The organism is Paraburkholderia sp. TE9906, assembly GCF_056279605.1.
This window is the reverse complement of the sequence record NZ_JBWCCT010000019.1, coordinates 110,482-134,118: the sequence shown is the minus strand read 5'-3', so window position 1 is coordinate 134,118 and position 23,637 is coordinate 110,482. Positions and strand designations below refer to the sequence as shown.

Sequence of the window (23,637 nt, the reverse complement as noted above, 5' to 3'; positions counted from 1 at the left end):
ACGATCGAAGGTTATACTTTAAAGGCATGCCGATGTTATCACGCCGTTATGCTGCCGCGCGCCTTGTTCCGGACGATCCGACGTGGGACGAACCCTTGAGCGCGGCGCGCACATCCGCCTCGTTCATGACTTCGTCGAGCGTGCGTTTCAGGCGCACGAACAGCAGGTCGAATTCGGCTTCCGTATAGCACAGGGCGGGAGCAAAGCCGAGGATGTTGTCGCCGAACGCACGGAACACCAGTTGATTGCGATAGGCCGCCGCGGCGATCCGGTCCGACAGCTTTAATGACGGATCGAAGCCCTGCTTGCTGTCCTTGTCCGATACGAGTTCGAGCGCGCCGAGCAGGCCGCGATGCCGGGAATCGCCAACCAGCGGATGGTCGAGCAGCGCATCGAGACCGGCAGCGAAGCGCGGTGCCTGCGCCTGGCCGTTCGCGAGCAGCCCACCTTCGTGATAAAGCCGCAGCACTTCGAGGCCGATCGCCGCGCTGACCGGATGCGCGGAATACGTATGGCCGTGACCGACGATCGCCGTGTCGTTTGCTTCGCCGGCAATCCCCTGATAAATCGCATCCGACATGAGCACGGCGCCCATTGGCGCATAGCCGGCGGTCAAACCCTTCGCTATCGTCATCAGATCCGGTTCGACGTGCTCGGCTTCGCATGCGAACAGCGGGCCGGTGCGACCGAACCCGGTGATCACTTCATCGGCGACGAACAGGATGTCGAGACGGCGGCACGCGTCGCGCATCGCCTTCAGCCAGCCGACCGGCGGGACCACGACGCCGCCTGAACCCTGGATTGGTTCGCAGAAGAACGCCGCGACGTTGTCCGCACCGAGTTCGGCGACCTTCGCTTCGAGTGCTGCCACCGATTTCGCAATCAGTGCGCTCGCATCGACACCTGCTGGCTGGCGGTACAGATATGGCGACGGCAAATGATGCTGGCTCGGCAGCGGCAGATCGAAGTTGCGATGAAACGCGGGCAAGGCCGTGAGCCCCGCGCCGATCGACGACGAGCCGTGATAGCCGCGTTCCAGCGCGATCATGTGCTTCTTCGACGGACGGCCGGCCGCGTTGTAGTAATGCGTGATGAAGCGGATCGCGGAATCGACCGCATCGGAGCCGCCGAGCGTGAAGTACACGTGTTGCAGCGACGCCGGTGCATACGACACCAGTTTCTCCGCCAGTTCGATCGCAGGCTCGGAGCCAAAGTGGAAGTAGCCGGTCGCGTAAGGCAGGCGCGCCATCTGTTCGGCTGCAACCTTGACGATGCTGTCCTGGCCATAACCGACGTTCACGCACCACAGGCCCGAGAATGCGTCGAGCAGTTCGTTGCCGTCGCGGTCGCGCAGATACGCGCCGTGGCCCGATTCGAGCACGGTGACGCCGCGCGCTTCATGCGCGCGATAGTTGATGACCGGATGGATCAGGTGTTTGCGGTCGGCTTCGATAAGCGATTGGTTCGGCATGTTGGGTTCTCGTCGCGGGTTGGAGCGGAAGTAACTGTTGACCGGTCCATACTAACGATTGCCCGCTACCTGCCGTACCGCCAAAAAAAAGCTCAAAGAACGCAGTTGACGCGTTTTGCACCCAATGCGCAGCATATTCTGCCGCGCCCGCTTAACAACAGTGCGTACGAACCAGTGCGTACGCGTGCATCGGGTTCAATAGCCGCGTTCGCGGTCGATCTCTCCGAGCATCGCTTCACCGTTGCGATGGCGGCACAGGTTGTCGAGAACCGCATCGACCGCGCCGTCGGGACGCGTGGCGCTGGCGATGTGCGGCGTGATGCGCACGCGCGGCTGCGTCCATAACGGATGATCGGCAGGCAGCGGCTCGGGATCGGTGACGTCGAGCACCGCATTGCGCAGACGTCCGCAACCCAGTGCGTCGAGCAGATCGACGGTGTTCAGTTGCGGGCCGCGTCCCGTATGAATCAGCGACGCGCCGTCGGGCAGCGCGTCGAACACCCGGCGCGACAGCAGCCCGCGGGTTGCATCGGTGAGCGGCAACAGACAGACGAGCACATCGGTGCGGGCGAGGAACGCGTCGAGCGACGCGCCGCCCGCATAACAGTCCACGCCCTCTATCTGGTGCGGCGAACGGCTCCAGCCCGCACAGGCGAAGCCGAACAGCTTCAGACGTTCGAGCACCGCCGTGCCGAGCATGCCAAGGCCCAGTACGCCGACGCGGCGCGTCGACGCCGCTCGCACCGGCAACGCCTGCCACACGCGCGCCTGCTGCTGCAACGCATAGTCGAACAGATCGCGATGCACGGCCAGCACGGCTTCGGTCACGTATTCGACCATTCCTTCCACGATGCCCGGCTCGATCATCCGCACGACCGGCAGATGCGGCGGCACGCGTGTCAGGTCGAACTGATCGACGCCCGCGCCGACCGAGAACACCACTTCGAGTTTCGGCAGTGTCTCGGCAAGATCGCCGGGCGACCACGCGGCGAGATAGCGGACCTCGGTCGGGTCGCCGATATCGGGCCAAACCCGGAACGGAAGGTCCGGCGCACGCAGCGCGAAGCGTTCGGCCCATTGCGCGCCGCGAACCGGATCGGCTTTATAGAGAAAGGTCACGGCGGAGTGTCAGCGTCACAACATCGCCTGATTGATGATGCCGAACTGGCGGAACAGCGTATCGGGTGGCCCTTCGACATGCGACGGCTCCGCATTGCGGACCATCTTCACGACCTTGTCGACGCGCGGCAGGCCCAGCCCGATCAGCCAGTCGGTCAGGCCGCTTCCGGTCGGCACGTCGATCCGCACGAACGCGCCCTCGTTGAGCGCGAGCCAATGGCGGATCAGCGCCTTCGCACGGCTGCAATCGGGGGAATCTGCGGCCACCACCGGACCTATCGCATACCCGCGACCGAAACGGCGGAACAACGCGAAACCGAGCAGTTCGCCGTCGCGGTCCAGCGCGATGCCGTCGGCGGCCTGCAGCAGGGCGGGCAGCACCGCGCTGCGATCCAGTCCGCATGCGCGCGACGCGAGTTCGACCAGTTGCGGCGTATCGTTGACGCCCAGCGGCCGCAGACGTTCACCCGCAGGCAGCGACACGAGCGGCGGCTGGAACACCGCGCCCTGATGCTGCTCGAGCGATCCGCACGCGTGGAAACCGAGCTTTTCGTAAAGCGGCTGACCGGCCGTGGTCGCGTGCAGAAAGGTCACCCGACTGCCTGTTTCTTCGAGCACCAGCATCATCAGCTTGCGGCCGATCCCTCGGCCCTGATGCTCCGGCGACACGATCACCATGCCGAGCGTCGCGCGATCGGCGCCGAACTTCCAGAACAGCGCCGTGCCGAGCACGACACCGGCCTCTTCGGCGACGAACCCGCTTCCCGCATCGGCGGCAAAGCGCCAGTCTTCGGCACGATGCGGCCAGCTGACCGCCATCGACAGGCCATGCGCGGCCGCGATGTCGTCAGCGGTAAAGCGTCGATAGATAAGCGTTTCTTGTTCTGCGGATCCGGACACGGCTCACTCCTTGAAAGACGTCACACTTGCCTGCGACTGTCGCATTTCGGTTGCGTCGTTAATAGGACGTTCCTTTTATCTTGCCTCACCAGAATCCCGTTCGACGCAACTCACTACAAAACACACCGTCAACCGGGCCGGAACGCGTCGATTGTGCTGAATTGGTATTTTTGTCGGCGGCATATATCACGCATGAGACTTTACGATTTCTCTCTAACGCAGCGTTGTCTGCCGCCGCTATCGCGATGCCGCCACCCCGGCGCATCAGGAGACGCGGCGATAGCCGCAGAGGGGCACGGCAAATCGTGCTGCGCAGACCACCCAAAACGGTCGATTCGAATGGTCGGGACGCTCCGATCGCGACAACCGGTAGTTTTTTGGGGTGCTTAAATCGTCTCAAGCCGGATAAGCAGAATCCAACCTTCTCAATGTTAGGAGCAGTTCGCATGAACGACGACGAAGTCAAAAACGGTGGTTTCAGCCGCCGCGACATGATGCGGGTAATGGCTGCGGGCAGCATGCTGGCAACCGGCGCAGGCGGACTGCTGGCCGGCACGAAGTCCGCATTCGCCGCGCCAGCGCCGAAGAAGGGCGGCAAGATCCGGGTGGCTTACGACGTTGGCTCGACCGCCGATACGATGGACCCGGCGAAGGGTTCGGCGGGCAGCGACTATATCCGCTTCTTCATGTTTTACAGTGGCCTGACGCAACTCGATGCAAGCCTGACGCCGCAGATGAACCTCGCGGAAGCACTCGATACGTCCGATGCGAAAACCTGGGTGATCAAGTTGCGCAAGGGTGTCGCGTTTCACGACGGCAAGGCGCTCGCGCCGGCCGATGTCGTGTACTCGCTGATGCGCCACAAGAACCCGGCGACGGCATCGAAGGTCAAGTCGCTGGCCGACCAGTTCACCGACGTGAAGGCCACCGGCCCGAACGAAGTGACGCTAACGCTCGAATCGGCCAACGCCGATCTGCCGGTGATTCTCGCGACGCCGCAATTTGTGATCGTCAAGGACGGCACGACCGATTTCAACGCGGGCATCGGCACCGGCCCGTACAAGGTGAAGTCGTTCAAACCGGGCGTCAGCACGGTCGGCGTGCGCAATGACAGCTACTGGAAGCCGGGCCTGCCGTATCTCGACCAGATCGAACTGATCAGCATCAGTGACAACGCTGCACGCGTGAACGCACTGCTGTCGGGCGACGTGCATCTGATCAACTCGGTGGACCCTCGTTCGACGCAGCGCATCGCGTCGACGCCGGGTTACGCGGTCAAGGAAACCAGGTCGGGTCTGTATTCGGACCTCATCATGCGGCGCGACAACACGATAACGGGCAACCCCGATTTCGTGAACGGCATGAAATATCTGTTCGATCGCGATCAGATCCGCACTGCGGTGTTTCGCGGCTACGCGGTGATTGGCAACGACCAGCCGATTCCGCCGGGCCATCGTTACTTCAATGCATCGCTGCCGCAGCGCAAGGTCGATCTGGACAAGGCGAAGTTCTACTTCCAGAAAGCGGGTGCCATCGGCACGCCGCTGCCGCCGATCTACGCTACGCCCGACGCGAACGGCTCGGTGGAAATTGCGGAACTGATGCAGCAGACGGGCGCGAAAGTCGGCCTGAACGTCACGGTCAATCGCGTACCGGCCGACGGTTACTGGTCGAATCACTGGATGAAGCATCCGCTCGGCTTCGGCAGTGTGAATCCGCGTTCGAGCGCCGACGTGCTCTTCACGCAGTTCTTCAAGTCGGATGCCGCGTGGAATGAATCGGGCTGGAAGAACCCGAAGTTCGACCAGTTGCTGCAGGCGGCCCGTTCGGAAACCGACGACGCGAAGCGCAAGCAGATGTACGGCGACATGCAGGTGATCGTCGCCGAGCAGGGCGGTATCGGCATTCCTGCGTTCATCAGCCTGCTCGATGCGAACGACCAGCGTCTGCAAGGACTCGGCTCGATCCCGACAGGTGCGATGATGGGCTTTTCGTTCGCCGAGCATGTATGGTGGAACGCGTGACGATTGCGAGTTGAAGCAGTACGCGCAAGCCGGCGCGCGTCCCCACGCGCCGGTTTGCGCGATGTCACCCTGAGGAGATCTGGACGATGAACCAGAACATAGCCGCACTGATAGGCCGGCGCGTTGCAGTCACCGCGCTCACGCTGCTGATCGTGTCGATCATCATTTTCCTGATCACCAATCTGCTGCCCGGCGACGCCGCGCAGGCCGCGCTCGGCCAGGCGGCAACGCCCGAAACGGTGGCCGCATTGCGCCAGCAGTTCGGTCTCGATCAACCGCCCTACCTGCGCTACCTGAACTGGCTCATCGGTCTGGTGCATGGCAACTTCGGCCTGTCGCTGTCCAATAACATGCCGGTGACGGAACTGATCGAAGGCCGGCTGCCGAATTCGCTGACGCTGGCTGCGATCACGACCGCAGTGTCGGTGCCGATCGCGGTGTCGTGCGGCATTCTGGCGGCAGTCAGGCGCGATACGCTGATCGACCGGATCGTGAGCCTGGGCACGCTGTCGCTGGTCGCCACGCCCGAATTCCTGATCGCGACGGTTGCCGTGCTGGTGCTGGCCGTCAAGCTGCACTGGCTATCCGCGCTGTCGTATAGCGGCGAGATCGATAATTTCAACCAGTTCCTGCGCGCCTATGCGATGCCGGTGCTGACGTTGTGCGCCGTCGTGATTGCCCAGATGGCACGGATGACGCGCGCCGCGGTGATCGAGCAGCTCGGTTCGTCGTATGTCGAAATGGCGGTGCTCAAGGGCGCGAGCCCCGCGCGCGTCGTATTGCGTCACGCATTGCCGAACGCGATCGGCCCAATTGCGAATGCCATCGCGTTGAGTCTGTCTTATCTGCTGGGTGGGGTGATCGTCGTCGAGACGATTTTCAACTACCCCGGACTTGCGCGTCTGATGGTCGACGCCGTCGCGAACCGCGATTTTCCGCTGGTCCAGGCTTGCACGTTGCTGTTTTGCCTCGGCTATCTGGTGCTCGTCTTTCTGGCCGATCTCTGCGCGATTCTCTCGAACCCGAGATTGCGCACATGAACGCCAACCGCCCGTATTCATCGCATCCGCAGCAGGAGCCGCTCATGAACCATTTCGATCTGGCACAGCGCAGTAGCGCGTTGCCGCCAGGCGCGGATCGTCCTCAGGACCCCGAACCCACGCAGCCTTCGCAACCGTTCGGCGGCGCGCCGGCGGCGCCGTCGGGTGCGCCGCAACGCAAACGCCGTTCACTGGCGGCGCGCATGGGTTTGTCCAAAGGCGGCTGGATCGGTTTCTGCATGGTCTGCCTCGCGCTGTTCGTCGCCGCTTTCGCACCGTGGCTCGCGCCGCATCAAGTCGGCACGATCCTGACACCGGACGTATTCGCCCCATTCAGCGCGAAGCTGCCGTTCGGCTCCGATTACCTGGGCCGCGACATGCTGAGCCGGATCATCTACGGCATGCGGCTGACCGTGCTGTTGTCGCTGGCCGCGGCGTTGCTTGCGGCTGTCACCGGCACCACGCTCGGGCTACTGGCTGCGGTTGCGGGCCGTGTCGTCGATGAAACGATGAGCCGCCTGCTCGATGCGATCACGTCGATCCCGTCCAAGATGTTCGCGCTGATGGTGGTCGCGGCGTTTGGTTCTTCGCTGACGCTGCTCGTGCTGACTGCGGCGATCAGCTATATGCCCGGCTCGTACCGGATCGCGCGCTCGCTGGCGGTCAACATCAGCCAGCTCGAATACGTGCAGGTGTCGCGGGCACGCGGCGAAAGCGCACTTTATATCGCGTGCGTCGAAATGCTGCCGAACATGCTGCATCCCATGCTGACCGATACCGGCTTGCGCTTCACGTTCGTCGTGCTGCTGCTGAGCGGGCTCAGCTTCCTCGGGCTAGGCGTGCAACCGCCGTATGCCGATCTCGGCTCGCTGGTCCGCGAGAACATAGCGGGTCTCGGCGACGGCGCACCGGTCGTCATCATACCCGCGCTGGCCATCGCAATCCTGACGGTCGGCGTGAACCTGCTGATCGACGGGCTGCCGCACCGCAGCCGCCGCAAAGCCGCCGCACGAACCGCTGGAGGTCATTGAATGAGCACCATCGCACACAATCTGGTCGAGGTGCGCGGCCTGCGCGTGGTCGGCAGCCGTCCGGGCGAACCGGATACGACCATCGTGCACGGCATCGATTTCGACGTGGCGCGCGGCGAGGTGCTGGCGCTGATCGGCGAATCCGGCTCGGGCAAGACGACCATTGCGCTTTCGCTGATGGGACATGCGCGCAGCGGTTGCCGGATTTCCGGCGGCACGATTCACGTCGGCGGAACCGATGTGCGGTCGCTGTCGGCGAAAGGGCTTGCCGCGTTGCGCGGACGCAAGGTCGCGTATATCGCGCAGAGCGCGGCGGCGGCCTTCAACCCGGCGCGCTCGATTCTCGATCAGGTGATCGAAAGCGCGTTGATTCACGGCACGCTTTCAAAGGCCGCCGCGCGGGCAAAGGCGGTCGAACTGTTTCGCGCGCTGGCCTTGCCGGAGCCGGAGAAGATCGGCAAGCGCTATCCGCATCAGGTGTCGGGCGGTCAGTTGCAGCGTCTGATGGCGGCGATGGCGCTGATCACCGACCCCGAACTGGTGATTCTCGACGAGCCCACCACCGCGCTCGACGTCACGACGCAGATCGATGTCTTGCAGGCATTCAAGCGCGTGATCAAGGAATTCGGCATGACAGCTGTCTACGTGTCGCACGATCTCGCGGTCGTCGCACAGATGGCGGACCGGATTCTCGTATTGAGCGACGGTCAGATCCGCGAGGCCGGCGCAACCGAACAGATCCTGCATGCACCGGCGCATCCTTATACCCAGAGCCTGATCGCCGCGGTCACGCCGGACAGTGCCGTGTGCGGCCCCGATGAACCCGCACCGATCTCCGGGCAGTCGCCGCAGGCCCGGCTCAAGTCGGACACGCCGCTGCTCGAAGTGCGTCGCGTGGTGGCCGGCTACGGCCGCAAGGACGCGAAGGGCTGGCCCGCGAAAGTGATCCTGAACGACGTCGATTTGCGAATCGGCCGTGGTCAGACGGTGGGCGTGATCGGCGAGTCCGGATCGGGCAAGACCACGCTCGCTAAGGTAATCGCCGGTCTGGTGCCGTCGTCGGGCGGCAGTCTGCTGCTCGACGGCGAACCGCTCGCCGGCAATCTGGACAAGCGCACCAAGGAGCAGTTCCGGCGCATCCAGATCGTGTTCCAGAATGCCGATACCGCGCTGAACCCCGTGCATACGGTCGAACGTACGCTGGCGCGCCCGCTCGCGTTCTATCACGGCATCAAAGGCGCGAAGGCGAAGGCGCGCGTGGCCGAACTGCTCGACCTGGTGAAGCTGCCCGCGTCGGTCGCGTCGCGTTCGACGTCCGAGTTGTCCGGCGGCCAGAAGCAGCGCGTCAATCTTGCGCGCGCGCTTGCGGCCGAGCCCGATCTGATTCTCTGCGACGAAGTGACGTCGGCGCTGGATACCGTGGTCGGCGCGGCGATTCTCGATCTGCTGCGCGATCTTCAACGCAAGCTCGGCGTGTCGTATGTGTTCATTACGCACGACATCGCGAAGGTCCGCGCAATCAGCGACGATATCGTCGTGCTGTACGCAGGCCATCGCGTGGAAACCGGCAACCGCGAAGCGTTGTGCGCGCCGCCGTTCCATCCTTATTCCCACCTGCTGGTGTCGTCCGCGCCCGAACTGCGCGCCGGCTGGCTCGACGAGGCGAGCGAGCGCTGTCATCAGCCGCTCGCGCCGATCGGGCCGTCCGCCGACAACCCCGAGTTGTGCACGTTTCTCGAGCGCTGCTCGATGCGAGTCGACGGCCTGTGCAACCACGCGGCGCCGTCGATTCGCACGTTGGAAAACGGTGCGCAGGTGCTGTGCCATCGCAGCGAGGCTGACTTGCTGAGCTTTCAGTCACCGCACGAAGCATTCGCGTTCGCGCAGGTCGAGCGCGCCTAGCGGGCGGCTTTTCGACAATTCGATTTGAAACGGACCCCGAAGCATGGCTTTGGGGCGTGATTCCGGTCGTCCGGCGGAAGGCGCTCGTCCAGGCTTCCGGGGACTAACGTCAAGGGACTTTTTCATGGGCATGAGAATCGGGGTGGATATCGGCGGATCGTTTGCCGATTTTGCCGTACTGAACGACGCGACAGGCGAGCTGAAAACACTGAAGGTGTTTTCGCGGCCCGATAGTCCGGGCAGCGAAGTGCTGCGCGGCATGGAACAGCTTGCCGAGCGTTACGGCATCGCGCCAACGGATGTCGCCTATTTCACGCACGGTACGACTGTCGGCGTCAACGCGGTCGTGCAGCGCAAGGGCTTGCGGCTCGGGCTGATCACGACGCGCAACTTTGAGGACGTGCTCGATCTCGCCCGGCTCAAAGGCCCGGACATGTACAACCTGCTGTCGAAACGGCCCGCGCCGCTGGTGCCGCGAGAACGCGTGTTCGGCATTCTCGAACGGTTGACGGCGGACGGCAGCGTCGAAACACCCGTCGACAAGGCGAGCGTGCTCGACGCATGCGACAAGCTGCGCCGCGCGGGATGCGAAGGGGTGGTCGTCTCGCTGCTGCATGCCTACCGCAACCCGGCGCACGAGCACGCAGTGAAAGCGATCATCGAAGCCGACATGCCAGGCTTTTTCGTGTCGTGCTCGAGCGACGTGTGGCCGATCATCCGCGAGTACGAACGCACCTCGACAGCGGTGATCGGCGGTTACGTGCAACCGAAGGTGTCGCACTATCTGACGTCGCTGCAACGCGCGCTGGTCGAAACCGGCATCACCGCCGACATGAAAGTCACCAAGTCGAACGGCGGCGTGATGAGCGCGGAAGCCGGCAAGACCAATTGCGTGCAGATGATTCTGTCGGGTACGGCCTCGGGCGTGATCGGCGCGGCGTACGTCGCGCGGCAAAGCGGGCTGAAGCAGTGCATGAGCCTCGACATCGGCGGCACGACCGCCGACGTCGCGCTGATCGTCGATGGCGAAGCGCAATACGCCAGCGGCGAATATATCGGCGATTTCCAGATTCATATTCCGTCGGTGTCGGTGTCGTCGATCGGCGACGGCGGCGGCTCGATCGCGTGGGTCGACGACTTCGGCGTGCTGAAAGTCGGTCCCGAAAGCGCCGGGTCCAACCCCGGCCCGGTCTGCTACGGACGCGGCGGCACGCGCGCGACGATCACCGATGCGTTCGTCGTGCTCGGTGTGATCGGCAACGCGAGCCTCGGTTATAACTCGGTGAAGGTCGATCACGACGCCGCGCATCGTGCGGTGGAAGTCCTTGCGCACCGGCTCGGCTCGAACGTGTACAAGACCGCCGAAGCGATTGTCAACGTCGCGGTGTCGGGCATGTATGCGGGCGTGAGCCGGATCGTGTCGCGTTTCGGGATCGACCCGCGCACGTTTTCGCTGCTGCCGTTCGGCGGCGCGGGTCCGATGCTCGCCTGCTACTTCGCGCGCGCGATCGGTATGGATAACATCCTCGTGCCGATGGCGCCCGGCGTATTGAGCGCGCTCGGCGGCCTGATTGCGGATACGCGTAACGACTTCGTCAAGACCACCTATTACGACCTCGACGCGGCGTCGCTGGCGAAGCTCGGTGACGATGTGCGCGGTCTCGACAACGCGGCGCGCGAGTGGATGACCGGCCAGATCGGCGATGCGTCGAACGCGACGGTCGCGATCTCCGCGGAGATGCGCTACAAGGGCCAGTCGTTCGAAATCGATACGCCGTTGCAGATGGACTGGCTCACCGGCAACGATCTCGCGCCGCTCGAGGAAGCGTTCCATCGCGAACATGAACGGCTGTATGGGCACCGGGACGTTTCCGCAAGAATGCAGGTTGTCGCGCTGCGTCTTGTCATCACCGCGGCCACGCCGAAGCCCGTCCTTCAACCGATCGAAACGAGCACGCAAGCGCCGACGCCTGCCGGCACGATCCGAGTGTTCATGGACGGCGTGTTCCATGACGCCGGCCTGTATCACCGCAAGGACCTGAAAGCGGGCCAGCAACTCGACGGCCCCGCGGTGATTGCGCAGGACGATTGCACGACCAGCGTGCTGCCGGGTTATCGCGGCCGTGTCGATACGTACGGCAACCTCGTGTTCACCAACGTCAACTGATTTCGCACGGAGCATCGCAATGCAATTCGACAAGGCAGTGCTGCAGATTTTCGCGAACTATTGCGTGGCTGCGGCAGAGAGCATGGCGTACACGCTGGTGCGAACCGCGCACTCGACGTTCGTCAAGGAAACCGAGGACTTCTCGTGCGCGATCATGACGCCGGAAGGGCTCACCTTCGCATCGCCGAAGACGCTGGGCGCGACCTGGTATGTCGGACTCGATTACAGCCCGGCGATCGCGATGATCGACGACTACGAACCGGGCGACGTGTGCATGACGAACGACGCGTATAGCGGCTTCGTCGCAACGCATACGCCCGATATCGTGATCTGGAAGCCGGTGTTCCATGGCGGCGAGATCGTGTGTTTCGTCGGCGGCCATATTCACAACACCGATATGGGCGGGGCGGTCCCGGCATCGCTGTCGCGCACGTTGACCGAGATCGAACAGGAAGGCATCCGTTTCCCGCCGTGCAAGATCGTGCGTGCGGGCGTGGTCGACGAATCGATCCTGAAGATCATGGCGGCCAACGTTCGCGTGCCCGATCAGAATATCGGCGACTTTCGCGCGCAACTGGCGTCGCTGCATACCGGCGAGCGCCGCGCGCTGGAAATCATCGAGCGCTTCGGCATCGACGGCTTCAAGGCCGGCATGGGCGCGTTGCTCGACTACTCGGAAGAACAGGCGCGCACGGTGTTGCGCGGCATTCCGGACGGCGATTATTTTTTCGCGGAATATGCGGACGAAGACTCGGTGCGCGGCAAGCCGATGCGTGTCGCGCTGACCGCGCGCATCCGGGATGGGGCGGTGGAGATGGATTACACCGGCAGCGATCCGCAATTGCAGTCGTCGCTGAACATGCCGACCGGCGGACGCGAGCGGCATGCGCTGGCGCTGGTGGGCCTCGTATACGTGCTGTACACGCTGAACCCGGACATCCTGCTGAACACCGGCATGTTGCGCGTCGCGCGTTGCATCTTGCCCGAAGGGACGGTCGTCAATGCGGTGAAACCGGCTGCGGTCGGCATGCGCAGTCTGACCTGCAAGCTGCTGCATCTGCTGACTTTCGGCGCGTTCGCGCAAGCGGTGCCGGACCGCCTCGCCGCGTGTCCGGCAGGCGGCCTGTCGATTCTCAGCGTCAAGACGATGAACCAGCAGGGCGCGACGGTGATGGCCTCGATCGGGCCGATCGGCGGCGGTGCGGGCGGCAACCCGTCGGACGACGGCGAGGACGGCTCCGGGGCGAACAACGCATTCCTGCGCAACACGCCGGTCGAAATCAACGAGGCCGAGGTGCCGATCCGCATTACGCGCTACGGCGTCGCGCCGGGGTCGGGCGGGGCCGGCCAGTATCGCGGCGGGCAAGGTCTCGTGATGGAGTTCAAGGTGTTCACGCCGAACACGCTGGTGACGGCGCGCAACCGGGATCGGACGCGTTTCGCGTCGTGGGGCGTGCGCGGCGGTCATGCGGGAGCGAACGCGCGCTTCACGCGCAACCCCGGCATGCCGAACGCCGAGGAACTGGACAACAACGATCTGGTGATCTGCGCGCCAGGCGATGTGATCCGGCTTGTCGGTGCGGGGGCGGGCGGTTACGGCCTTCCTGTCGATCGCGATGCGGCGAAGGTCCGCGAAGACGTGTTGCGCGGCTACGTCACGCTCGACGAAGCGCGTGACGTGTACGGCGTCGCGCTGACCGGCGAGCAACTGGCACTCGATGTGGCGCAAACCGCACGGTTGCGCGACGATATTCGCGTGCGGCTCGACGGTCGGGCATCGCCCGCGTTTTCGTTCGGCCCGCACCGCGATGCGTTCGAAACGAAGTGGACCCGCGAACGGTACGCCGCGCTGACGTCGCTGCTGGCTGGTGTGCCGGTGCAGTGGCGCTACTTCATCAAGCATCGCATTTTCGACGCGCTCGATGCGCGGATCGCAGCGGAGCCAGGAGCTTGCGCGGACGGCAGCCCGGCTATCGTCCACGCGTTGTTCTCGGAGCTTGTCGCGAACTATCCGCAACTGACTGCGGCGGCTTGAGCGTCGTGGCCCGCGTTTAATGCGAGGGGCTCTCTGCTGCGCGATCACGTTCGCAAGGTACCGCCCTCGTCACCAGATTGACCTTTGAAAAGACCAAGATGAACAACTTCGATCCTTCTCGCGTCACTGTGCGCAGTGCGCATTTCATCGGCGGACAGTATCTGGAGGGCGCGGGCGTCATCGACGTCGCGCGGCCGTCCGACGGCATGGTTTACGCGGCGCTGCCGCTCGCCGATGCAACGCTCGTCGATCATGCGGTGGAAGACGCGTGGCGCGCGTTCAAGACTAGCGATTGGGCGCGGCGTGCGCCGCGCGAGCGGGCGCGCGTGATGCGTCGCTGGGCGGAACTGATCGAAGCCGATGTCGAGACGCTCGCGCCGCTCGAAGCGCTCGGTTCGACCCGTCCGATCGCCGATGCCGCGCGCTGGGATGTGCCGTTCACGGCGGAAGGCATCCGCTTCTACAGCGAGTACGCGGACCGGATCGGCGGCGAGGTTGCCGCGACTCGGCCCGACCATCTGGGCATGACGATCGCTGAGCCGTATGGCGTGATCGCCGCGATCGCACCGTGGAATTTTCCGCTGGTGATGGCCTCGTGGAAGGTTGCCCCTGCGTTGGCGGCGGGCAATGCCGTGGTGCTGAAGCCTTCGGAACTGACGCCGTTTTCCGTGTTGCGGCTGGCCGAACTCGCGGTCGAGGCGGGCATTCCGCCGGGCATCTTCAACGTCGTGCAAGGCGACGGACGCACGACCGGCGACGCGCTGTGCCGTCATCCGAAGATCTCGAAGGTCACGTTCACCGGCTCCAGTCAGACCGGCGCGGCAATCATGACCGCGTGCGCGCAGACCGGCACCAAGCCGGTCACGCTCGAACTGGGCGGCAAGAGCCCGCAACTCGTGTTCGCCGACGCACCGGATCTCGACCGTGTCGCGCGGCGCGTGGCGGCGGCGATTGCAGGCAACGCGGGACAAGTATGCGTGGCCGGCTCGCGGCTGATCGTCGAGCGCGGCGCGGCGGCGCGCCTGATCGACGGTATCTCGACGGCATTCGCCGCGCTGAAACCGGGGGCGACCTGGGCAGCGGGCACGACGCTGCCGCCGATCATTTCGTCGCCGCAGTTGCAACGGATCGACGGCATCGTCAAACGCACCCTGGAGAGCGGCGCACAGGTGGCGACGGGCGGCGCGCGCATGGCGCTGAGCGGTGACGGCGCGTTTTACGCGCCGACCATTCTGACCGGCGTGACGGCGGAATCGGAAGCCGTGCGTGAAGAAATTTTCGGACCGGTGCTGACCGTGCAGACTTTCGACGATGAGGATGAAGCACTCGCGCTCGCGTCCCATGCGAAGTACGGGCTGGCGGCGGGCGTCCACACCTCGGACCTGAGCCGCGCGCTACGGATGATGCGCGGCATCGAAGCGGGCACGGTGTGGATCAACCGCTACGGCCGCACCGCCGATTTCGTGATCCCTACCGGCGGCTATAAAAGCTCGGGCATCGGCAAGGATCTCGGTCGCCAGGCCTACGAAGCGAATCTGCGTTTCAAGAGCGTGCTGATTGATATCACCGACGGCGCATAGCGCCACGACCGATCGTCGAAGCGGCCGCGACAGCCGCCTCGCTCCTCACGGCCGCGTCCTCGCAGACGCGGCCGCGTGCGTTTCTAGACCCGCAAAAAGCCCGACGAAAACACGCCGCATGTTGTGCTGCGCAAGCCGCCAAAAACGGTGGATTCTGTGCCCCGGGGCTTGCAATACAAGGCAACCGGGCTTTTTTGCGGTGATTTAATTTGTCTCAGCAGACGCCGCCGCGCAACGCGAAACATCGCAGCGTTCTGCTGGCGTATCGTTTCGACGATAGGCCCGCGACACCCGATTGCAATGGCGCGAGCACGACTCGCGCCGTTTTCTAACCCGGCCCCGGCTCACTCTTCGCTGATCACAGGAAAAAGACATGACCCGCTTCAAGCCCAAATACATCACCTTCGACTGCTATGGCACGCTGACGCGCTTCCGGATGAGCGACATGGCACGCGAGCTGTTCTCGGACCGCGTCCCGGCCGGCCAGATGGAACAGTTCGTCAAGGACTTCGCCGCCTATCGCCTCGACGAAGTGCTCGGCGCATGGAAGCCGTATCAGGACGTGGTCAAGAACGCGGTGCGCCGCACGCTGAAGCGCTGGAACATCGAATACAACGACGCCGAGGCACAGAAGTTCTACGACGCCGTGCCGACCTGGGGTCCGCATGCGGACGTGCCGGAAGGGCTGTCGAAGGTCGCGAAGGAAATCCCGCTAGTGATCCTGTCGAACGCGTCGAACGATCAGATCCAGAGCAACGTCGACAAGCTTGGCGCGCCGTTTCACAAGGTCTTCACTGCGCAGATGGCGCAGGCGTACAAGCCGCGACTGCAAGCGTTCGAATACATGCTGGACAACCTCGGCTGCGCTCCGGAAGACATTCTGCATGTATCGTCGAGCTTGCGTTATGACCTGATGTCGGCGCACGACATCGGCATCAAGAACAAGGTGTTCGTCTCGCGCGGTCACGAGCCGTCCACGCCGTATTACGGGTATACCGAGATCAAGGATATCGGCGGCCTCGCCGGTGTCGTGGGTCTTTGAACGGCTTCGCGCGGAGTTGAAGACTTCAGACGGTTCGAAGCGGCTTCGCGCGGCCTCGAACTGCGCCGTGCGTCCCGCGTAACACGTGAAACTCGCTGAAAAGGATCTGATGAAGCTCGAATCGTACTGGCTGGACACGCGTCCTGCATTTCGCGAAGGCTGCGAAGGGCCGGTGGAGGGGCGTGCCGACGTGGTCGTGATCGGTGGTGGTTTTACGGGCTTGTCGGCGGCGCTCGAACTGGCGTCGCGCGGCGTTCAGGTGGTCGTGCTCGAAGCCGGGCAGATTGCCGGCGAAGCGTCGGGTCGCAATGGCGGTCAATGCAACACCGGTCTCGCGCACGACTACGCGTCGCTGGCGGCGAAGATCGGCGCGCCGCAGGCGAAAGCGTTCTATCGTGCGTATGAAAGCGCGGTGGCGACCGTCGATTCGATCGTCAGCACGCACGGTATCGATTGCGATTTCGTGCGGACCGGCAAGCTCAAGCTCGCCGCGAAGCTGCAGCATTTCGCGGGCCTGCAGCAGACCTACGAGGTGCTGCGTCGCGAGGTCGATCAGAACATCGAGCTGATCACGCCGGACCGGATTCGCGACGAAATCGGTTCGGACGGTTTCTTCGGCGGCCTGGTGCAGCGTAACGGCGCGCAGATGCATATGGGCAAGTTCGGTGTCGGACTCGCGCAGGCGGCGGTGCGCAACGGCGCACGGATTTTCGAACACGCCGCCGTCACGCAGATGAAACAACTCGACGGCGAGCGATACGAGATTACATCCGCACGCGGCACGATTCGCGCGGATCGCGTGCTGGTCGCGACCGGCGCGTCGCAATTGGGACCGTTCCAGTGGTTCCGTCGCCGAATTGCGCCGGTCGGCAGCTTTATCGTCGTGACGGAGCCCTTGCCCACAGCCCAGCTCGATCGTCTGTTCCCGGCACGCCGCGCGTATGTGACGACGCGGCATATCGGCAACTATTTTCGGGTGACGCCGGACAACCGTCTGCTGTTCGGCGGACGGGCGCGCTTCGCGATGTCGAGCCCGAAGTCCGATGGCAAGAGCGGCGAGATTTTGCGGGCCGGCATGGCGGCCTACTTTCCCGAACTCGCCAACGTGCGTCTCGATTATTGCTGGGGCGGTCTGGTCGATATCACGGCTGACAGGCTGCCGCGCGCAGGCCAGCACGAAGGCTTGTTCTATTCGATGGGCTATAGCGGTCACGGTGTGCAGATGTCGGTCCACATGGGCCGCGTGATGGCCGACGTGCTGTACGGTTCGGCTGCGATGAATCCGTGGCGCGAACTCGATTGGCCCGCCATACCGGGGCATTTCGGACATGCGTGGTTCTTGCCGCTGGTCGGCGCGTATTACCGCGTGCAGGACATGCTGCATTGATGATGCCGCTATTGATAGACACGCCGACGGCGTTCGCCGCCGCTTCCACTTTCGATCGACGCCGCGTTGGCGGCGTGCAACAGGAGTCATGCGCATGAAGTCGAGATTCGTCCGGCTTGCCGAGACCGGGCGCCGCGCCGTGTCGTTCAGGGTCGACGGCGAAGTGGTCGCCGGTCTTGAAGGCGACACGCTGCTGGTCGCGATGCTCTGCAAGGGGGATCACGTTCGCCATTCCGAGTTCGGTCCCGAAGTGCGCTCCGGCTTCTGCCTGATGGGCGCGTGTCAGGACTGTTGGGTCTGGACCACCGACGGCCAGCGCGTGCGCGCCTGTACCACGATGGTCAACGCGGACCTCGATATCGTCACCCGCCAGCCGGAGGTGTCATGGCCCAACCTCGTGTGATCGTGGTCGGCGCGGGGCCGGCAGGCATACGCTGCGCCGAAACACTGGTCGCGGCGGGTATTCGCCCGATGATCGTCGACGAAGGTCGGCGCGACGGCGGGCAGATCTATCGCCGTCAGCCGGAACAGTTTTCGCGTCCGTACAGCAAGCTCTACGGCACCGAAGCGGCGCGCGCGAAAAGTCTGCACGACAGCTTCGAAGCGTTGCGCGCGAAAGTCGACTACTCGCCCGAAACGCTGGCCTGGAATATCTCGGGCGGCAAGCTCTATACCGCACGCGACGGCCTCGCGAGCGCCCATGCGTACGATGCGTTGATTCTTTGCCCCGGTGCGACCGACCGTGTGATGCCCGTCAAGGGCTGGCAATTCGCCGGCACATACAGCCTTGGCGCGTCGCAGATCGCGCTGAAGGCGCAGGCCTGCGCGATCGGCGGTAACGTGGTGTTCATGGGCTCGGGGCCACTGCTGTATCTGGTAGCGAACCAGTATGTGCAAGCGGGCGCGAAAGTCGCGGCAGTGCTCGATACGTCGCCGTTCAGCAAGCGCTTGCGCGCGTTGCCGAAGCTGCTTGCGCGGCCGGACGTCTTGCGCAAGGGCGCGACGCTGGTGAAGTCGTTGAAGAAAAGTGGCGTGAGGATCGTCAGCGGCATCGAGCCCGTGGAGATTCACGGTGACGATCAGCGTGGCGTCGAAGGCGTCAGTTACCGGGATTGGAGCGGCACCGTGCAGCGGATCGTGTGCGACGCCGTCGCGCTCGGCTATCACCTGCGCCCGGAGACGCAACTCGCGGATCTGGCCGGCTGCGCGTTCACGTTCGATGCGTCGACACATCAATGGTTGCCTCAACTCGACGACATCGGCCGTAGTTCGGTCAAAACGGTCTACCTCGCCGGCGATGGCGTACGCGTGCTCGGCGCCGACGGCGCGGAAGCGGCCGGCGCGCTCGCGGCGCTGGCGGTATTGAAAGATCTCGGTCGACCGGTCGATGCGGCGCGCGTCGACGCGTTGACGCGCGAGCGAGCGAAGATGGACCGCTTTCGCGCCGGTCTCGCCGAAGCGTTTCCGTGGCCCGCGCAGCAGGCCGCCCATTTGTCGGACGACACGATCGTGTGCCGTTGCGAAGGCATCACCGCAGGCGAGCTGCGTCGCGTGACGCTCGAAGAAGGCGCGCGCGAAGCGAATCGCGCGAAGGCGTTCAGCCGCGTCGGCATGGGACGATGCCAGGGGCGATATTGCGGCCATGCGGCAGCGGAGGTGATTGCCGCCGCAGCCGGTGTGCCGCTCGGCAAGGTTGGCCGGTTGCGCGGCCAGGCGCCGGTCAAGCCGTTTGCGATTTCGACTATTCCGGTGAGCGCCATGACGCCTGAATCCACTGAGGTAGCGGAGGGAAAATGAGCCGGATCGATGCGGATGTGGTGATTGTCGGCGGCGGATTCATGGGTGTTGCCGCAGCGTTTTTCTTGCGCCGGCGAGGCCGCTCGGTGGTGCTGCTCGAACGTGGCCTCGTCGGTCAGCAGGCGAGCGGCACGAACTTCGGCAACGTGCGTCGGCAAGGACGCTTTCTGCCGCAATTGCCGCTGGCGAACCGGTCGCGCGAGATTTGGGGCAAGTTGCCCGAACTGATCGGCCATAGCGGTGAATTTCTGAAGTCCGGTCATGTGCGCGTGTGCTACCGGCAGGAACAGGACGACGCGTTCGAGATCTATGCGCGCGAAGCGGCGCAATACGGGCTCAAGCTCGATCTGTATCGTGGCGCGCAGATGCGCGCGATGTTTCCGTTTCTCGGTGACGAAGTGCTGTCCGCCTCGCATTCGGTGCAGGACGGTCACGCGAATCCGCGTCTCGCCGCGCCCGCATTCGGACGCGCCGCGGCGCGCGCCGGCGCTCGCATCGAAGAGAACACCGAAATCGCCAGCGTCGAAAAAGACGGCGATCTGTTTCGCGCGACCAGCACCGATGGCCGCACGTTCTGCGCGCCGAACCTGCTGATTACCGCGGGTGCGTGGGGCAGTCAGTTGAGCACGCAATTCGGCGAGCCGGTGCCGATTGCCATTCACGGTCCGCAAATGGCCGTGACCGAGCCGATGCCTTATGCGATCGGTCCGGTGGTAGGCGTGTCGTCGCCGTTCATCGAGGAAGTCCTGTATTTCCGGCAGGTGGAGCGCGGCAATATCGTGATCGGCGGATGTGCGCGCGGCCCGGCCTATCTCGACGAACGGCGCGCGAAAGTGTTGCCGGAAAGCACGTTGCTGCAATTCCGACAGATGGCACGCCTTGCACCGGCGTTGACGCGGCTGAACATCATTCGTGTGTGGAGCGGCGTCGAAGGTTATATGCCCGACGATCGTCCGATCATGGGACGCAGTGGCAAGGTCGACGGGCTGTATTACGCGTTTGGTTTCTGCGGTCACGGCTTCCAGTTGGGACCCGGCGTCGGCGACGTGATGGCCGAGCTGATCGACACGGGCGCGACCAGTACGCCGATCGATCCGTTCGCGATCCAGCGTTTCGCCACGACGGCGAGCGCCGTGCCGGTCGCGGCCTGACGGGTACGGCTATGGCGAAGAAGCTCGATGATGCGGCGGGAGGCTTGCCGGCTACGCCGATGGTGTTTGCGCCGGTTGTTCCGGTCCCGGCTTCGACGGCCACGTCCGATCTGCAGCGGACGACTTCGCGCGCCGTCGAGCGGGCGGTCGCGTTTATAGAAACATCTTTCGCGCAGCCCGTGAGCCTGACGATGCTCGCCACGCTCGCCGGACTGAGCGTTTCACGCTTCGCGACGCTGTTCAGGCAGGAAGTGGGCATCTCGCCGCATCGCTACCTCTGTCTCGTGCGTGTGCGGCATGCGCAACGCTTGCTGCGACATGGGACGCCGCCGTCGGTCGTGGCGACCGAGGTCGGGTTCTTCGATCAAAGTCATCTGGGCCGCCACTTCAGGCGGACTGTCGGCGTGACGCCCGGCGATTACGTCGTGCGTCCTTCGGCCTGACGAAACGATCGGGTCGAGGAAGAGGACCGCGCGAGCGAATGCAGCCCGCGTCGCCGTGCGAGCGCTGCCGATGGTCCCGCCATTCACCCGCGCTCGCCGAGCGCACAGCTATTTATGCTGAAGAGCGCTACCAAAACCACTTGCGCCGCCTGTATGCCCAGCATTAACGGGATTTCTCTTTAATTTGACGATGCTTAAATCCGTCTAGCCCGCGCGCTTTCTGCTTCACGTGCGCGTCGCTATCGCAGGGGCCTCGACGGGCCTGGCGGCCTTGACATGCATGACGCCAGGCATCGACGCAGCCCGACCACCGCAGGGTAGAAATGGATTTGTTCCACTTTGGACCAAGGAGCAGGCACCGTGAGCGACGAAAACAAACCGGGCGGCTTTAGCCGTCGTGACATGATGCGGGTATTGGCAGCGGGCGGCATGCTCGCCACCGGTGCGGGCGGGATGCTGGCGGGGGCGTCGAGTGCCTTTGCCGATACGCCGAAGAAGGGCGGCAGGATTCGCGCCGCGTACGACGCAAGCTCGACCGCGGACACGCTCGACCCGGCCAAGGGCTCGACCGGCACCGATTACATCCGCTTCTTCATGTTCTATAGCGGGCTCACGCAGTTCGACGCCAGCCTGACACCGCAACCCGCGCTGGCCGAATCGTTCACCAGTAGCGATGCGAAGGTCTGGATCATCAAATTGCGCAAGGGCGTGACGTTCCACGACGGCAAGGCGCTCGATGCCGCCGACGTCGTGTACTCGTTGATGCGACACAAGAATCCTGCGACCGGGTCGAAAGTGAAGTCGGTCGCCGATCAGTTCGACGACATCAAGGCGACCGGTCCCGACGAAATCCAGATCACGCTCACGCAGCCCAACGCCGACCTGCCGTCGATCCTCGCAACGCCGCAACTCGTGATCGTCAAGAACGGCGTCACCGATTTTTCCACTGCGGTGGGTACGGGGCCCTTCAAGCTCAAGACCTTTAAGCCGGGCGTCACGACTGTCGGAGCACGCAACGCCAACTACTGGAGACCAGGCAAGCCGTATCTGGACGAAGTGGAATTGATCGGCATCAGCGACGACGCTGCACGCGTGAACGCGTTGCTGTCCGGCGATGTGCATCTGATCGCGGCCGTCGATCCGCGCGCTACGCAGCGCGTCGCGTCGACACCCGGCTACTCGATCATGGAGACGAAGTCCGGTCTCTACACGGATTTGATCATGCGTCGCGACAATCCGCTCACCGGCAATCCGGATTTCGTGCAGGGCATGAAATACCTGTTCGACCGGGATCAGATCAAGAGTTCGGTGTTTCGCGGCTATGCCGTGATTGGCAACGATCAGCCGATTCCACCATCGCATCGATATTTCTTCGCGGGGCTGCCGCAACGGCCGTACGACCTGGATCGCGCAAAGTTTCATTTGCAGAAGGCCGGCGCCGTGGGTACTGCGGTTCCGCCGATCTTCGCCACCACGGCCGCCAACGGCTCGATTGAAATGGCGGTCCTGATGCAGCAGAGCGCGCAGAAGATAGGCGTGAACCTGACGGTGAACCGGGTTCCGACCGACGGTTACTGGTCGAATCACTGGATGAGGCATCCACTCGGATTTGGCAGCATCAATCCGCGTCCCAGTGCCGACGTGTTGTTCACGCAGTTTTTCAAGTCCGATGCTCCTTGGAACGAGTCGGGCTGGAAAAGTGCGCGGTTCGATCAGTTGCTGCTCGCCGCGCGCGCAGAGACCGACGATGCGAAGCGCAAGCAGATCTATGCGGATATGCAGACCATCGTCAGCAACGAAGGCGGAATCGGCATTCCTGCGTTCCTGAGTCTGCTCGATGGTTACGACGTGAGGGTGAAGGGCCTCGGCGCGATTCCGACAGGCGGCATGATGGGGTTTTCGTTTGCGGAAAACGTGTGGTGGAGCGCGTAGCGAATTACGGTTCCAACCTCTTTTTGCGTCCCGCGACCGCTAAGCGCGGCGCGGGCCTGTTGCCGCGTTGTCGCGAGAACGGGCATGTGATCCAGCCTCGCGTCGTAGAGACCGGTGATCAGATGCGACGCGCCGGGCCCCGAGGTGACGATGTACACGCCCAGTTCGCCCGTGAACTTCGCATGCGCGGAGGCCATGAAGGCGGCCATTTCTTCGTGACGGGCTTGAAAGAATTCGATCGCGGCGCCGGATTTGTTTCTTTCTTTTTTTCTGCGGCCTGCGCGCGGCCGAGTGCACCAAAGACACCGTTGATGCCGTCGCCGGGATAGCCGTAGATGCGGCGCACGCCCCAAGCACGCAATCGCTCGATGATGAAGTCGCCGACGGGTTGAGCCATTTAAGTTTACGAATGGTCATCCAGCAATAGGCGAGCAGTGGGACCTGATGCGTGGTGTGCACAATCATCATGGTTTCTCATTGTCAGGCTCAGGCCTGGATATCCAGTGCCTCCTTTCAGGAATTCGCGTTGGCGTCGAACTGGTAACGTTCGGCAGATACTTTCTACCAATCAGCTTCAACCAGAACGGCCGAAGCCTACGGCAACAAAGAGCTCGTC

At 63.8% G+C, this 23,637-nt stretch carries 17 protein-coding genes and 1 pseudogene; 14 read left to right on the top strand and 4 right to left on the bottom strand.

Annotated features, from left to right (window positions below; all coding sequences use genetic code 11):
• Positions 1 to 46: 46 nt before the first annotated feature.
• The 3 genes from ACZ9H4_RS33465 to ACZ9H4_RS33455 all read right to left on the bottom strand — a co-directional run bounded on the left by ACZ9H4_RS33465 (position 47) and on the right by ACZ9H4_RS33455 (position 3,490).
• On the bottom strand, positions 47 to 1,471 hold the full coding sequence (locus ACZ9H4_RS33465; protein ID WP_408153546.1) for an aspartate aminotransferase family protein: 1,425 nt from the start codon (positions 1,469 to 1,471) through the stop codon (positions 47 to 49).
• Between the two features lie 195 nt (positions 1,472 to 1,666).
• Complete coding sequence (locus tag ACZ9H4_RS33460) at positions 1,667 to 2,590, bottom strand: 2-hydroxyacid dehydrogenase (protein WP_476122516.1); 924 nt, start codon at positions 2,588 to 2,590, stop codon at positions 1,667 to 1,669.
• Positions 2,591 to 2,605: 15 nt separating this feature from the next.
• Complete coding sequence (locus tag ACZ9H4_RS33455; RefSeq protein WP_408153542.1) at positions 2,606 to 3,490, bottom strand: GNAT family N-acetyltransferase; 885 nt, start codon at positions 3,488 to 3,490, stop codon at positions 2,606 to 2,608.
• Between the two features lie 446 nt (positions 3,491 to 3,936).
• On the opposite strand from ACZ9H4_RS33455, the gene ACZ9H4_RS33450 reads away from it, so the two are divergent.
• The 14 genes from ACZ9H4_RS33450 (at position 3,937) to ACZ9H4_RS33385 (ending at position 23,021) form a co-directional block, all read left to right on the top strand.
• Positions 3,937 to 5,514 carry an ABC transporter substrate-binding protein gene (locus tag ACZ9H4_RS33450; protein WP_408153540.1) on the top strand — a complete coding sequence of 526 codons (1,578 nt, stop codon included), beginning with the start codon at positions 3,937 to 3,939 and terminating at the stop codon, positions 5,512 to 5,514.
• Between the two features lie 86 nt (positions 5,515 to 5,600).
• Positions 5,601 to 6,554 carry an ABC transporter permease gene (locus ACZ9H4_RS33445; RefSeq protein WP_408153538.1) on the top strand — a complete coding sequence of 318 codons (954 nt, stop codon included), beginning with the start codon at positions 5,601 to 5,603 and terminating at the stop codon, positions 6,552 to 6,554.
• A 44-nt stretch (positions 6,555 to 6,598) separates the two neighbouring features.
• Positions 6,599 to 7,585 carry an ABC transporter permease gene (locus ACZ9H4_RS33440; protein ID WP_408153536.1) on the top strand — a complete coding sequence of 329 codons (987 nt, stop codon included), beginning with the start codon at positions 6,599 to 6,601 and terminating at the stop codon, positions 7,583 to 7,585.
• Complete coding sequence (locus ACZ9H4_RS33435) at positions 7,586 to 9,487, top strand: ABC transporter ATP-binding protein (RefSeq protein ID WP_476122515.1); 1,902 nt, start codon at positions 7,586 to 7,588, stop codon at positions 9,485 to 9,487.
• Between the two features lie 124 nt (positions 9,488 to 9,611).
• Complete coding sequence (locus ACZ9H4_RS33430; protein WP_408153532.1) at positions 9,612 to 11,654, top strand: hydantoinase/oxoprolinase family protein; 2,043 nt, start codon at positions 9,612 to 9,614, stop codon at positions 11,652 to 11,654.
• Positions 11,655 to 11,673: 19 nt separating this feature from the next.
• Entirely contained in the window at positions 11,674 to 13,689 is a 2,016-nt protein-coding gene (locus ACZ9H4_RS33425; protein WP_408153530.1) for a hydantoinase B/oxoprolinase family protein, read from the top strand.
• 98 nt (positions 13,690 to 13,787) lie between these two features.
• The gene (locus ACZ9H4_RS33420) at positions 13,788 to 15,269 is read left to right on the top strand and encodes an aldehyde dehydrogenase family protein (RefSeq protein ID WP_408153528.1); all 1,482 of its coding nucleotides are present in this window, start codon (positions 13,788 to 13,790) and stop codon (positions 15,267 to 15,269) included.
• A 373-nt stretch (positions 15,270 to 15,642) separates the two neighbouring features.
• Positions 15,643 to 16,311: a haloacid dehalogenase type II gene (locus ACZ9H4_RS33415; RefSeq protein WP_408153526.1), complete on the top strand. Its 669-nt coding sequence runs from the start codon at positions 15,643 to 15,645 to the stop codon at positions 16,309 to 16,311.
• 109 nt (positions 16,312 to 16,420) lie between these two features.
• Entirely contained in the window at positions 16,421 to 17,698 is a 1,278-nt protein-coding gene (locus ACZ9H4_RS33410; RefSeq protein WP_476122522.1) for an NAD(P)/FAD-dependent oxidoreductase, read from the top strand.
• A gap of 94 nt (positions 17,699 to 17,792) precedes the next feature.
• Complete coding sequence (locus tag ACZ9H4_RS33405; RefSeq protein ID WP_408153524.1) at positions 17,793 to 18,101, top strand: (2Fe-2S)-binding protein; 309 nt, start codon at positions 17,793 to 17,795, stop codon at positions 18,099 to 18,101.
• Positions 18,083 to 19,495 carry an FAD/NAD(P)-dependent oxidoreductase gene (locus tag ACZ9H4_RS33400; protein ID WP_476122514.1) on the top strand — a complete coding sequence of 471 codons (1,413 nt, stop codon included), beginning with the start codon at positions 18,083 to 18,085 and terminating at the stop codon, positions 19,493 to 19,495. Before ACZ9H4_RS33405 ends, ACZ9H4_RS33400 begins: the two co-directional genes overlap by 19 nt.
• A complete protein-coding gene (locus ACZ9H4_RS33395; protein ID WP_408153520.1) occupies positions 19,492 to 20,646 on the top strand; it encodes an NAD(P)/FAD-dependent oxidoreductase in 1,155 nt (384 codons plus the stop codon). The genes ACZ9H4_RS33400 and ACZ9H4_RS33395 overlap by 4 nt, the downstream gene beginning before the upstream one ends.
• Positions 20,647 to 20,657: 11 nt before the next feature.
• A complete protein-coding gene (locus ACZ9H4_RS33390) occupies positions 20,658 to 21,089 on the top strand; it encodes a helix-turn-helix domain-containing protein (protein ID WP_408153518.1) in 432 nt (143 codons plus the stop codon).
• A 402-nt stretch (positions 21,090 to 21,491) separates the two neighbouring features.
• Positions 21,492 to 23,021 (top strand): ABC transporter substrate-binding protein, encoded by a 1,530-nt coding sequence (locus ACZ9H4_RS33385; RefSeq protein ID WP_476122521.1) that lies wholly within the window; start codon positions 21,492 to 21,494, stop codon positions 23,019 to 23,021.
• Between the two features lie 20 nt (positions 23,022 to 23,041).
• Here the strand turns inward: ACZ9H4_RS33385 and ACZ9H4_RS33380 are convergent.
• Positions 23,042 to 23,418: pseudogene (locus ACZ9H4_RS33380) on the bottom strand (thiamine pyrophosphate-binding protein); the annotation flags it as partial.
• Positions 23,419 to 23,637 lie beyond the last annotated feature (219 nt).